At 68.9% G+C, this 12,296-nt stretch carries 13 protein-coding genes; 6 read left to right on the forward strand and 7 right to left on the reverse strand.

Annotated elements, in window-relative coordinates; genetic code table 11:
* Positions 1–331: 331 nt before the first annotated feature.
* Together V1227_RS21735 and V1227_RS21740 are read right to left on the reverse strand one after the other, a co-directional pair.
* Positions 332–616, reverse strand: coding sequence for a MoaD/ThiS family protein (locus V1227_RS21735; protein WP_329787423.1), 285 nt, complete (start codon positions 614–616; stop codon positions 332–334).
* Positions 613–1,692, reverse strand: coding sequence for a WD40/YVTN/BNR-like repeat-containing protein (locus V1227_RS21740; RefSeq protein WP_329787424.1), 1,080 nt, complete (start codon positions 1,690–1,692; stop codon positions 613–615). The genes V1227_RS21735 and V1227_RS21740 overlap by 4 nt, the downstream gene beginning before the upstream one ends.
* Before the next feature lie 146 nt (positions 1,693–1,838).
* Between V1227_RS21740 and V1227_RS21745 the strand changes: the two genes are divergently transcribed.
* A complete protein-coding gene (locus V1227_RS21745) occupies positions 1,839–3,521 on the forward strand; it encodes an acyl-CoA dehydrogenase (RefSeq protein WP_329787425.1) in 1,683 nt (560 codons plus the stop codon).
* On the opposite strand, the gene V1227_RS21750 is transcribed toward V1227_RS21745, so the two are convergent.
* The gene (locus tag V1227_RS21750) at positions 3,518–4,147 is read right to left on the reverse strand and encodes a TetR/AcrR family transcriptional regulator C-terminal domain-containing protein (protein ID WP_329787426.1); all 630 of its coding nucleotides are present in this window, start codon (positions 4,145–4,147) and stop codon (positions 3,518–3,520) included. The genes V1227_RS21745 and V1227_RS21750 overlap by 4 nt on opposite strands.
* 68 nt (positions 4,148–4,215) lie before the next feature.
* Here V1227_RS21750 and V1227_RS21755 point away from each other — a divergent pair, with 68 nt between their 5' ends.
* A complete protein-coding gene (locus V1227_RS21755; protein WP_329787427.1) occupies positions 4,216–4,656 on the forward strand; it encodes an ester cyclase in 441 nt (146 codons plus the stop codon).
* Here the strand turns inward: V1227_RS21755 and V1227_RS21760 are convergent.
* The gene (locus V1227_RS21760; protein ID WP_329787428.1) at positions 4,653–5,552 is read right to left on the reverse strand and encodes an asparaginase; all 900 of its coding nucleotides are present in this window, start codon (positions 5,550–5,552) and stop codon (positions 4,653–4,655) included. The genes V1227_RS21755 and V1227_RS21760 overlap by 4 nt on opposite strands.
* A 142-nt stretch (positions 5,553–5,694) precedes the next feature.
* Positions 5,695–5,901 (reverse strand): cold-shock protein, encoded by a 207-nt coding sequence (locus V1227_RS21765; protein ID WP_030468404.1) that lies wholly within the window; start codon positions 5,899–5,901, stop codon positions 5,695–5,697.
* 238 nt (positions 5,902–6,139) lie between these two features.
* On the opposite strand from V1227_RS21765, the gene V1227_RS21770 reads away from it, so the two are divergent.
* Together V1227_RS21770 and V1227_RS21775 are read left to right on the forward strand one after the other, a co-directional pair.
* The gene (locus tag V1227_RS21770; RefSeq protein ID WP_329787429.1) at positions 6,140–6,370 is read left to right on the forward strand and encodes a hypothetical protein; all 231 of its coding nucleotides are present in this window, start codon (positions 6,140–6,142) and stop codon (positions 6,368–6,370) included.
* A gap of 12 nt (positions 6,371–6,382) precedes the next feature.
* A complete protein-coding gene (locus tag V1227_RS21775; RefSeq protein WP_329787430.1) occupies positions 6,383–7,150 on the forward strand; it encodes a hypothetical protein in 768 nt (255 codons plus the stop codon).
* 5 nt (positions 7,151–7,155) lie between these two features.
* On the opposite strand, the gene V1227_RS21780 is transcribed toward V1227_RS21775, so the two are convergent.
* Together V1227_RS21780 and V1227_RS21785 are read right to left on the reverse strand one after the other, a co-directional pair.
* Positions 7,156–8,259, reverse strand: a complete 1,104-nt coding sequence (locus V1227_RS21780) for a sugar ABC transporter substrate-binding protein (protein WP_329787431.1) — start codon at positions 8,257–8,259, stop codon at positions 7,156–7,158.
* A 91-nt stretch (positions 8,260–8,350) separates the two neighbouring features.
* Positions 8,351–9,454: a sugar ABC transporter substrate-binding protein gene (locus V1227_RS21785; protein ID WP_442916344.1), complete on the reverse strand. Its 1,104-nt coding sequence runs from the start codon at positions 9,452–9,454 to the stop codon at positions 8,351–8,353.
* 231 nt (positions 9,455–9,685) lie between these two features.
* Here V1227_RS21785 and V1227_RS21790 point away from each other — a divergent pair, with 231 nt between their 5' ends.
* Together V1227_RS21790 and V1227_RS21795 are read left to right on the forward strand one after the other, a co-directional pair.
* Positions 9,686–11,398, forward strand: coding sequence for a S8 family serine peptidase (locus V1227_RS21790; RefSeq protein WP_329794075.1), 1,713 nt, complete (start codon positions 9,686–9,688; stop codon positions 11,396–11,398).
* Between the two features lie 196 nt (positions 11,399–11,594).
* Positions 11,595–12,290: a helix-turn-helix domain-containing protein gene (locus V1227_RS21795; protein WP_329787433.1), complete on the forward strand. Its 696-nt coding sequence runs from the start codon at positions 11,595–11,597 to the stop codon at positions 12,288–12,290.
* The last annotated feature ends 6 nt before the right edge of the window (positions 12,291–12,296 follow it).

The following is a 12,296-nucleotide window of genomic DNA, read 5'->3' on the forward strand; positions in this document are numbered from 1 at the left end:
CCACCGCACCACCGCGCCACCGCGCCACGACCGCGTCCCACTGACCGGCCACACCGCCCCATCGCCGCGTCACGCCCGTGCGCCACCGCCCGCTCCACCGGCACGCCACGCCCGCGCCCACGCGCCAACACCCGCTCCACCCACACCGGCTCCACCACACCGGCTTCACCGCGTCACCCTGCCCACGCCTTCCGGCGACGGCGGGCGGATGCCCGGTGGACGGCATGGCGAGGTGGGACCGCGATGCGGTCGGGGAGGGCGGGCATCCGACTCCCACCCCGTGCCCGGGGTGCGCCGCCAACCCCGGTCGGCGCACCCCGGCCGCGTCCGGTCAGCCGCCGGCCACCGAGGGCAGGATCTGGATCTCGGCGCCCTCGGCCAGCGGTGTCGCCGGGCCCGAGAGGCGGCGGCACTCCTCGCCGTTGACGTAGAAGTTCACGTAGCGGCGCAGGCCCGCTCGTTCGTCGCGCAGGCGGCGGTCGAGGCCAGGGTAGGTGTCCGCGAGGACGTCGAGGGCCCTGGCCAGGGTGGCTGGTTCCTCGACATCGACGTCGAGGTGGGCGGCGCCGTCGGTGGCCGTGCGGAGGACGCCCGGGATCAGGACGGTGACCTTCACGTGGGCAGCACCGCCGCTCGCACCGACATCACGTCCGGCAGGTGGGCGGCGACCTGGTGCCAGGTCTCGCCCTCGTCGGGGCTCGCGTAGACCTCGCCCGAGCGGGAGCCGAAGTAGACGCCGGGCATCTCGGCCGTGTCGGTGCACATCGCGTCGCGCATCACGGCTGTCCAGAAGTTGTCCGGCAGGCCCGCCGACAACGGCTCCCAGGTCTCGCCCGCGTCGCGGGAGCGGTAGACGCGGCACCTGCCCTCCGGCGGGAAGCGGCGGCCGTCGGCCTCGATCGGGAACGTGAAGATCGTGTCGGGGTCGTGCGGGTGGACGACCATGGCGAAGCCGAAGTCCGTCGGGAGGCCGTCGGCTATCGACTGCCAGGTGTCGCCTCCGTCGTCGCTGCGGTAGACGCCGTGGTGGTTCTGGGCGTAGAAGCGCGCCGGCGAGGAGGGGTGCTGGGCGACCTTGTGGACGCACTGGCCGAACTCCGGCCACGGGTCCGGGAAGAAGTACGCCTTGATGCCCTTGTTGCGGGCTTCCCAGGACTTTCCCCCGTCGGCGGTGCGGTAGACGCCGCCGGTGGACATCGCCACGAGGACCCTGTCCGGGTCGATCGGGTCCGGCACGATCGTGTGGACGGCCTGGCCGCCGAAGCCCGCGTCCCACTCCGGGCGGTGCGGGTGGTTCCAGAGGCCCTCGACGAACTCGAACGAGCGGCCGCCGTCGGTGGACTTGAACAGGGCCGAGGGCTGGGTGCCCGCCCAGACGACGCCCGGCTGGGAGGCGGGTGCCGGCTGGAGTTGCCAGACGCGTTCGAGCGCGGCGCCCTCGACCGGGAACGCGATCGGGGGCGAGGCGGACTCCTCCCACGTGGCGCCCAGGTCGTCCGAAATGGACACACCCGGGCCGAAGTGCGGTGAGGCCACGCCGGCCAGCAGGCGGACGCCGGCACGCGTGTCGAACGCGACCGCGTACACCTCCTGCATCGGGTGGTGGGGACCGTCGACCTCCCACGTGACCCTGTCCTCGCTGCGGGCGAGCCACAGCCCCTTGCGCGTACCTATCGCCACGACCACCGTCATCGCAACGCAGCCTCCAAGCTGGGCGGATGTGATGCGGAGCACGTTACGCCGGGGGCCCGACAATTTCCGGGTGAGCAGGAAACCCCACGTAGACCCACAAGTTACTGACTGGTAACGTCCGAAGAAGGAGACGCAAGGAGGCGCCAGTGCTGCTCGACCCGAACCACTACGACCCCGCACACCTCGACGACGAGACCCGCCGCCTGCTCAGGGCGACCGTCGACTGGTTCGAGGCTCGCGGCAAGCGGCGGCTGATCGCGGACGCGCAGGACAGGGTCTGGTACACCGAGTTCCTCGACTTCGTGAAGCAGGAGAAGCTCTTCGCCACCTTCTGCACCCCGAGCAGCGTCGACCCCGCCAAGCGCTGGGACGCCGCCCGCAACGCCGCGTTCAGCGAGGTGCTCGGCTTCTACGGCCTGCAGTACTGGTACGCGTGGCAGGTCACGGTGCTCGGCCTCGGCCCCATCTGGATGAGCGGCAACGCCGAGGCCAAGAAGAAGGCGGCGGCCCTGCTCGACAGCGGCGCGGTCTTCGCGTTCGGCCTGTCCGAGAAGGAGCACGGCGCCGACGTCTACAGCACCGACATGATCGTCACGAAGACCGAGGACGGTTACCGGGCCAACGGCAGCAAGTACTACATCGGCAACGGCAACGTCGCCGGCATGGTCAGCGTCTTCGGCAAGATCGACGACGAGTACCTCTTCTTCGCCGTCGACAGCGGGCACGAGAACTTCAAGCTGGTCAAGAACGTCGTCGACAGCCAGATGTTCGTGAGCGAGTTCCGCCTCGAGGACTACCCGCTGACCGACGCCGACGTCCTGCACCGCGGCCCCGACGCGTTCTCCGCCGCGCTGAACACCGTCAACGTCGGCAAGTTCAACCTCTGCACCGCCAGCATCGGCATCTGCGAGCACTCGTTCTACGAGGCGATCACGCACGCCCACAACCGGATCCTCTACGGCAACCCGGTCACGGACTTCCCGCACGTGCGCCAGAACTTCGTCGACGCGTACGCGCGCCTCACCGCGATGAAGCTCTTCTCGGACCGCAGCGTCGACTACTTCCGCAGCGCCAACGAGAACGACCGCCGCTACCTGCTCTTCAACCCCATCACGAAGATGAAGGTGACGAGCGAGGGTGAGAACGTCATCGACCTGCTCTGGGACGTCATCGCCGCCAAGGGCTTCGAGAAGGACACCTACTTCACCCGCGCCACGGCCGACATCCGCGCGCTGCCCAAGCTCGAGGGCACCGTCCACGTGAACCTCGCGCTGGTGCTCAAGTTCATGCCGAACTACTTCTTCAACCCGGCGCGGTACGACGAGGTCCCGACCCGCCACGACGCCGCGGACGACGACTTCTTCTGGCACCAGGGTCCCGCGCGCGGTCTCGGCAAGATCCAGTTCCACGACTGGGAGCCGATCTACGCCGAGCACGCCCACCTGCCGAACGTCGCGCTGTTCCACGAGCAGGCGAACGCGATCAAGACCCTCCTCACCACCGCGGCGCCGGACGCCGAGCAGCAGAAGGACCTCGACTTCCTGCTCAACCTCGGCCACCTGTTCACGCTGGTCGTCTACGGGCAGCTGGTCCTGGAGCAGGCCAAGATCACGGGGACCGACGACGCGGTCCTCGACCAGGTCTTCGACGTGCTGGTCCGCGACTTCGCGGGCTACGCGACCGCGCTGCACGGCAAGGCGAGCAGCACCGAGGCCCAGCAGCAGTGGGCCGTGGCGCAGATCCGCAAGCCGCACGTCGACCAGGCCCGCTTCGACGCCGTGTGGCAGCAGGTGGAAGCGCTCTCCGGCCGCTACGAGATGCGCCCCTAGGACCGGTAGCGCTCCAAGGCCGCGATCAGGAGCTCGAGCCCGAACTCGAACTCCTGGTCGTGGTCGTAGGTGCCCAGCTCGTCCATCACGCCGGCGGACAACGGGAACGCCGACATGTCGACGTCCTCGTACGGCGACAACGCGATCCCGCCGAGCTCGGGAGACGTGGCGACCTCCCGCATCAGCGTGCCCAGCAGGTACGACACCATCGCCCGCATCATCCCGACGGCGACCCTGCCCCGGAACCCGGCGCGGTCGAAGTTCGCCAGCGCCGCCTCGATCGTCCGGAACCCCGCCTCGCTGCTGAGCCGCCGCGTCGCCAGCATCACGAACGCGCGCGGGTGCCGCCGGGCCAGTTCGCGCACCGCCCGCGCGTGCGCCCGGATGTGGTCGCGCCAGTCGTCACTGTCCACCTGGTACGGCCGGGCGTCGGCCATGATCCGCTCGGCGGCGAGGTCGACCAGCACCGCCTTGTTCGGCACGTGGTTGTACAGCGACATCGTGCCCGCGCCGAGCTCGGCGGCGAGCCGTCGCATCGAGACGGCCTCGACGCCCTCGCGTTCGATCAGCCGCACCGCCGCGTCGACGATGCGGGCGCGTGTCAGCGGCTCACGGGGCGGGGACACTGGCGGAGACCCTGTGGCGTGGAGTAGCTTCCGTGCGACGTACGGCGTACGTAGGAGGGTCTCGCCGCATGACGGAGTCCAAGGCGCTCAGGGCGCTGCGTGAAGCGATCGTCTTGGAGCACCTGGAGTCGCAGAACGACCACGACTTCGACACCTCCCTGAACACCTTCCCACACCCCCGCTACGAGATCATGGCGTCCGGCCAGGTGTTCGAGGGCGTGGACGCGGTTCGCGACTACTGGCAGCGCACCCGAGCGGCCTTCCCCGACCAGCGCAGCAAGGTCATCGACGTCCACCACGCGGATGACGCCGTGATCCTCGAGTTCGAGTTCCAGGGCACGCACCTCGGCAGCCTCATCGGCGAAGAAGTTACCGGACGGTCGTTCAAGGTCAGGATGGTCGGGTTCTTCCTGTTCGACAAGGACGTGCTGATCTGCGAGCGGGTCTACGGCGACACCGCGACCGTGATGGCCCAGCTCGGCATGCTCGAACTGCCGGAGCAGTTCTAGAAGACGACCCGCACCTCGCCGACGACCTCTCCCCCGCCCAGCACCGGCACGGACAGGTGCTCCTCGGCGGGTGACACGTCGAACCCCGTGCCGGCGAGCGCCGTCAGCCCGATCGCCGTGGTGGCACGGGGGTTGCCGTCCAGCACCTTCACCGCCACCGCGTGCCCGGCCGCCGTCGCGAGCACCAGCACGCCCTCCGCGCCGCCCTTGGCGACCACGCCCGGCAGCAGCCGCATGACCGCCGTGTTGACGTGCCCGGTGCCGCCGACGTACTCGGGAAACCGGCGCATGGCATCGGCGACCGGCGTGCGCACCAACCCCTGCATTGCGCGCGCCAAGCCGTGCAACGACAACGCGTACACGGGCGCACCGCAGCCGTCGATCGCCGTGTGCGCGATGCTCTCACCGGCGAGTTCGGCGACGGTCCTCGACACCAACCGCTGCAACGGGTGCGTCGGCTCCAGGTAGGACTGCGTCGGCCACCGCGCCGCCACGCACGCCGCCAGCATCGCCGCGTGCTTGCCGGAGCAGTTCATCCGCACGCGCGACGGCTCGGACACTCGCCGCCGCGTCTCCTCGTCCTCCGGCCACGACGGAGGGCAGCGCAGCACGTCCACCGGCAGCCCGCCGAGCAGCCGCACCACCAGCTCGACGTGCCGGTCCTCCCCCGTGTGCGACCCTGCCGCGATCGCGAGCGCCGGCCCCGCGAGAGGGGCCCCGGCGGACAGGCACGCCAACGCCTGGAACGGTTTCATGCACGACCGCGGCAGCACCGGGTCCTCGACCGCGCCGACGGACACGCCGACGGCACCGGACGGCAGCAGGCCGACCACGCTGCCGTGGTGCAGGCTCTCCACGAACCCCGACCGGGTCACCTCAGCGAGCAGTGCGGGCACGGGAAGCCTCCAGCCGGTGGGCCAGGTCGGGTGCGGCCTCCACCGCTGCCACCGGGCACCGGCCACGAACAGCACCGGAGCCGCTTGTCCGGTACGGGACAAGCGGCTCCGGTGTCAGATCAGATGTGCTGACCAGTCAGACTCAGACGGCGCGAACGCCCTGGGCCTGCGGGCCCTTCTGGCCCTGACCGATCTCGAACTCGACCCGCTGGTTCTCCTCGAGAGCCTTGTAGCCGTTCATCTGGATCTCGGAGTAGTGGACGAACACGTCGGCGCCACCGTTGTCGGGGGAGATGAAGCCGAAGCCCTTCTCCGCGTTGAACCACTTGACGGTGCCCTGTACTGCCATCTTGCTACTTCTCCTCTAACAGGTGCCGGATCGCGCTCGCGACCACCGGGTCAAGTCACGGCGGCGTCTTCTCCGGAACCTGGAGAACCCGCACAACTCGCGACCTCGTTCCGCGAGCGGGGTAATCCACGAACACGAAACGTACGACCTCGGACAGTCAACCACGGCTCCCCGCCCTCAGTCGAGCCATCGATTTCACTGCTAACGTGAGACCCCGAACGACCACGCGGAGGTGCCCGTGCCCGAGCTGACGACCTTGTCGATCAAGGTCTCGGTCGCACCGCAGGTCGAGCGCGGCCTGCACGCTCTCGTCCGGGAGCACCCGGCGAGCGCCCCCGCGCGGCCCGAGTCACCGGATCGGCCCAGTGATCGCGGGACGATCGTGAACCAGTCGTTCGGCGACGTCCACGGCACCCTGTTCCAGATCGGCACCGTCCACGGGAACGTGAACCGGTACGGCGACCGGTAACCTGGAGGGTCGTTGACCCAGGGGGCCGTGGCTTTGACCGGCAGCGAAAGACTGCTCTTCTTCTTCATCGGTTTGGTGACCACGTTCGTGTTCATCCGCATCAGCGTGCGCATGATCAGGGCGAAGGTCCGCTGGTGGCCTGGGAACATCGTGGCGGGCGACACGCACGTGCACCACGTCGTGTTCGGCACCGTGCTGCTCCTGCTGTCGAGCGTCACGAGCCTGGTGATCCCCGACGACCTGCACGGCGCCCGGCTGGCCGCCGCGGTGGGTCTCGGCGTGGGCGCGGCGCTGGTGCTGGACGAGTTCGCGCTGATCCTGCACCTGCGCGACGTGTACTGGACGAAGGCGGGGCGCCTGTCCGTGGACGCCGTGTTCCTCGCGGTGGGCCTGACCGGCACGTTCCTGCTCGGCGCCCGGCCGCTCGGCTACGACGAGGTGCTGCAGCTCAACCCGGACACGACGCCCGCGTCGACGTTCACGCTGCGGCTGATCGCGATCGGCGTGAACCTGTGCTTCGCGATCGTGGCGCTGCTCAAGGGCAAGATCTGGACGGGGCTGCTCGGCCTGCTCGTGCCGGTCGTCCCCGCCGTGGGAGCCGTGCGGCTGGCACGGCCGGGATCGCCGTGGGCGCGCTGGCGCTACCTCGAGGGTTCGCGCAAGCTCACCCGCGCGTACCGCCGCGAGGCCCGGATCAGGCAGCCGATCATCCGGGCGAAGATCGCCGTGCAGGAGTTCATCTCGGGGCGTCACGACCTGCCGGATCACGACAGGTCGTGACGGGGTCAACCTCCGAGGATGTCCTGCTGGGCGCACACCGGGGCGAGGTCGCCGGCGCACAGCTCCGCCGGCTTCACGATGCCCTCGGTGACCAGCGTCCGGACGGTGTCCTTCTTGATCAGCGTGGCGCCGAGCAGCACCGACTTGATGTCCCGCCGCGCGACGGGGTCCCTGAGGTTGCCGGTGGCGAGGTCGTCGGCACCGTCGAGGTCTCCGCGGGCGATGGCGATCGCCAGCCTGGCCGCGGCCTCGGCCTCGTCGCGCACCGGCTTGTAGACGGTGATGCACTGGTCGCCGCGCAGCACGGCCCGCAGGCCGTCCACGGTGGCGTCCTGGCCGGTGACCGGGACCTTGCCCGCGAGGCCCTTCTTCTTGAGCACCCCGATGACCGCGCCGGCCAGGCCGTCGTTGGCCGCGACCACGCCGTCGACCTTGCCGCCGTTGTCGTTCAGGATCTGCTCGAACAGCTGCCCGCCGAGGTCGTTGTTCCAGTCGGCGACCGGCTGCGACTTCACGAGCTTGAGCGCGCCGCTGTCGTACTTCGACGACAGCCGTGACTTCTGCCCCTGGGTGAAGAGGGTCGCGTTGTGGTCCGTCGGCGCGCCCTCGATCTCGATGATCTGGGCACCCGGCCTGTTGCCGAGGCAGTCCAGCAGGCCGTCCGCCTGCAGCTGGCCGACGTTCACGCTGTCGAAGCCGACGTGGTACTCCGCCTGGCCGCCGAGCGTGACGCGGTCGTAGTCGATGACCGGGATGCCCGCGGCCTTCGCCTTCTTCTGCACCGCGAGACCACCCGCCGCCGAGAGCGGCGTGATCATCATGACCTTCACCTTGCGGCGGATCATCTCGTCGGCGATCTGGGCGAACTTCGCCTCGTCGCCCTCCGCGTTCTCCATGAACGGTTCGATGTCCGCGTAGTTGAACGCCTGGGTCAGCAGGGGGCGATCTTGTTCTTCCCAGCGCGCGGAAGTCGTTCGGTCGGGAAGGATTACCCCGACGATTGGTTTGGGGCCGCGCGCGGGCAGCGTCGGAGAGCCCTGACCTGCGTCACCGCAGGCCGAGAGGAGAAAGAGCAGGCACGCCGACGATGCCATTACCCGTCTTCGCATAAACGCGGAGTTCAGCCCTTGAATCTTGTTAAGTCAAGATTTCTTCTCATAACATCACCCTCCGCTGCCGACCGGTCACCAGTGGTCGGGTTCAGCCCGTGACGATGTCCTGGCCGGCGCACACCGCCACGAGGTCGGCGGTGCAGAGGTCCTGCGCCTTCACCACGCCCTCGGTCACGAGCCTCCTGACGCTGTCCTTCTTGATCAGGGTGGCGCCGAGCAGCACCGACTTGATGTCCCGCCGGGCGACGGGGTCCCTGAGGTTGCCGGTGGCGAGGTCGTCGGCACCGGCGAGGTCACCCCTGGCTACCGCGATGGCCAGGCGGGCGACCGCCTCCGCCTCGTCGCGCACCGGCTTGTAGACGGTGTTGCACTGCTCGCCGCGCAGGATGGCCCGCAGACCCTCCACAGTGGCGTCCTGCCCGGTGACCGGGACCTTGCCCGCGAGGCCCTTCTTCTTGAGCACCTCGACGACCGCGCCGGCCAGGCCGTCGTTGGCCGCGATCACACCGTCGACCTTGCCGCCGTTGTCGTTCAGGATCTGCTCGAACAGCGGACCGCCGATGTCGGGTTTCCACCCCTCCACCGACTGCGTCTTCACGAGCTCGAGCGCGCCGCTCTCGTACCTCGGCCCCAGCACCGACTTGTGCCCCTGGGCGAACAGGGTGGCGTTGTGGTCGGTCGGCGCGCCCTCCATCTCGACGATCTGGGCGCCCGGCTTGGCGCCGAGGCAGCTCAGCATGCCTTCGGCCTGCAGCTGGCCGACGTTCACGCCGTCGAAGCTCACGTAGTACTCGGCCTGGCCGCCGAGTGTCAGCCGGTCGTAGTCGATGACCGGGATGCCGGCCTCCTTGGCCTTCTTCTGCACGGCGAGACCGCCCGCCGACGACAACGGCGTCGTCACCAGGACCTTGACCTTGCGGCGGATCATCTCCTCGGCGATCCGGAGGAACTTCCCCTCGTCGCCGTTCGCGTTCTCGATGAACGGTTCGATGTCCGCGTAGGTGAAGGCTTGCGTCAGAAGAGGACGGTCCTGCGCCTCCCAACGCGTGGAGCTCGTCTGGTCGGGAAGGATTACCCCGACGATCGGTTTGGGACCACGCGAAGGCAACGTCAGAGCACCCCCGCCCGCGTCACCGCAGGCCGAGAGCAGAAAGAGCAGGCATGCCGACGTTGCCATTACCCGACTCCGCATAGCCGCGAAGTCCATCTTCTCGATATCGACAAGTCAAGATTTGTTCCCATAACGTCACGCTCCGCTTTCGATCGGCTACAGTTCGATTCCGTACGAAAGGCGCTGATGCGGGACGCATTTTCGTGCCAGTGTGACGGACTCGAGCGGCAATTCGGGGGCCGCTCCCGTGTTGTTGGATCCAGCCCTGACCGGGTGTGAGGAGACAGCTAGGTGAGAACGCGCAGAACCGTGATGGCGGTGGCGGCAACGGTGTCGCTGATCGCCGCGGGTACGTCGGCGGCGGGGGCAGCGCCGGCCTCGGCCACCGCGGGCCAGGCGGCGGACACGGAGTACACGGTGCTCCTGGAGGAACCCGGCAACCGCGACTTCGCGATCGACGCCGTCGAGGCGGCGGGCGGCGAGGTCGTGCGGGACAACAAGGCCGTGGGCCTGCTGACGGTGAAGGCGCCCGCGACGGGGTTCGTGGAGAAGGTTTCCGCCTCGAGCGCGATCGTCGGTGCCGCCCGGACCAAGCCGATCGGGCACGCGCCCGCGGCGAAGGCCGAGAAGGCCAAGCGGGACAACGTCGAGAAGGAGAACAAGGCCGAGAAGCCGAACAAGGCTCCGGCGTCGTCGCAGTCGACCGCGGGCATGGACCCGCTCGACGGCGACCTGTGGGGCCTGAACCTGGTGCGCTCCAACATCGCGCGCGCCAAGCAGGCCGGTGACAAGCGGGTGTACGTCGGCATCCTCGACACCGGTGTGGACGGTTCGCACCCGGACATCGCGCCCAACTTCAACAACGAGCTGTCGCGCAACTTCACCGTCGACATCCCGAACGACTCCGACGGTGGCGAGTTCGACGGCCCGTGCGAGTTCCGCGGTTGCGTCGACCCGGCCAACTGGGACGACGGCGGCCACGGCACGCACGTCGCCGGCACCATCGGCGCCGCTGCCAACGGCTTCGGCATCTCCGGTGTCGCGCCGAACGTGTCGCTGGTCAACATCCGCGGCGGGCAGGACGCGGGCTCGTTCTTCCTGCAGCCCGTCGTCGACGCCCTGACCTACGGCGCCGACGTCGGCCTGGACGTCATCAACATGTCGTTCTACGTCGACCCGTGGTACATGAACTGCACCAACGACCCCACGGCCTCGGCCGAGGAGCAGCTGGAGCAGCGCACCATCATCGCGTCCGTTCAGCGCGCGCTGAACTACGCGCACCGCAAGGGCGTCACGCTCATCGGTGCCGGTGGCAACAACCACGAGGACCTGGGCAAGCCGCGCCAGGACGTGCAGAGCCCGAACTACCCGCCGGGTCACGCCCGTCCGCGTCCGATCGACAACGCGACCTGCCTCAACCTGCCGACCGAGGGCAACCACGTCATCTCGGTGTCGTCGCTCGGCCCGTCGACCTCCAAGGCCGACTACTCGAACTACGGCCTCGAGCAGACCTCGATCTCGGCTCCGGGCGGCTACTTCCGCGACTTCTTCGGCACGCCGTGGTACCGCACCAACGAGAACATGATCCTGTCGACCTACCCGCGCAACGTCGCTCTCGCCGAAGGCGCGATCGACGAGGCCGGCAACATCACGGACAAGGGTCTCGGCGCCGGCGTGAAGAAGGCCGTGCAGGGCGACAAGGTCGGCTACTACCAGTTCCTGCAGGGCACCTCGATGGCCGCCCCGCACGCCGCCGGCGTCGCGGCGCTGGTCGTCAGCCAGTACGGCAAGAAGGACAAGAAGAACCCCGGCCTGACCCTCGACCCCGACAAGGTCGAGAAGGTGCTCTACAAGACCGCGATCCAGCGCGCCTGCCCGAACCCGCGCACTGTCTCGTACGTCAACGTGGGCCGCACGCCGGAGTTCGACGCCACCTGTGAGGGTGACGCGAAGTTCAACGGCTTCTACGGTCACGGCATCGTGGACGCCTACGGTGCTGTTACCCGCGGTGGTCAGTTCCTGTAAGTCCCAGCTGGACAGCGGAGGGCTCCCGGTCGTCTCGACCGGGAGCCTTTTGCATGCGACGAAAGTAGTTCGCCTCGTCCACCTTCGTCCCCACCTCCCGCCGCGCCTTGACCGTGCCGTAGCGGCATGGTTTCCACTGGTCCTGTCAGCAAGCAGGAACCGGGGAAGAGGCGTCGTGGCGTGGAGCACCAGTCAGTTGGCAGACCTCGCCGGCACGACGCTGCGCACGATCCGGCACTACCACGAGGTGGGCCTGCTCCCCGAGCCGGAGCGCAAGGCCAACGGCTACAAGAGCTACGGCGTGCCGCACCTCGTGCGGGTGCTGCGGATCAAGCGCCTCACCGGTCTCGGGCTGTCGCTCACGCAGATCGCGGACCTGGGCGACGGCGACGAGCACCCCGGCGAGGCGTTGCGCGAGATGGACGCCGAACTGGCGGCGACGATCGAGCGCCTGCAACGGGTGCGGGGCGAGATCGCGGTGATCCTGCGGCAGGAGTCACCGACCGACCTGCCTGCGGACGTCGCGGCGATGCTCGCGAACGTGGACCTGTCACCGCAGGACCGTTCGTTCACCGTCGTGCTGGCCCAGCTGGTCTCGCCGGAGGCGTTGTCCTCGTACGCCGAGGTGCTCAAGCGCTACGCGAGGGTTCCCGTGCTCGTCGAGTTCGACGAGCTGCCCGCGGACGCGGACGAGGCGACGCGCCAGGACTTGGCGGAGCGCATGCGCGTACACCCGCAGGTGCTGGAGATGCGGGCCGCGTTCCCGGACCCGGCGAGCCTGTACGGCGCTTCGCCGCACAGCGAGAAGTTCGTGGCGCAGACGATCGTCAAGACCATCGCCGAGCTCTACAACAAGGCGCAGCTCGACGTCCTCGTCCGCATGAACGGCTGACTTTTT

It is taken from the genome of Lentzea sp. DG1S-22, from assembly GCF_036321065.1.
Lineage (GTDB): Bacteria > Actinomycetota > Actinomycetes > Mycobacteriales > Pseudonocardiaceae > Lentzea > Lentzea jiangxiensis.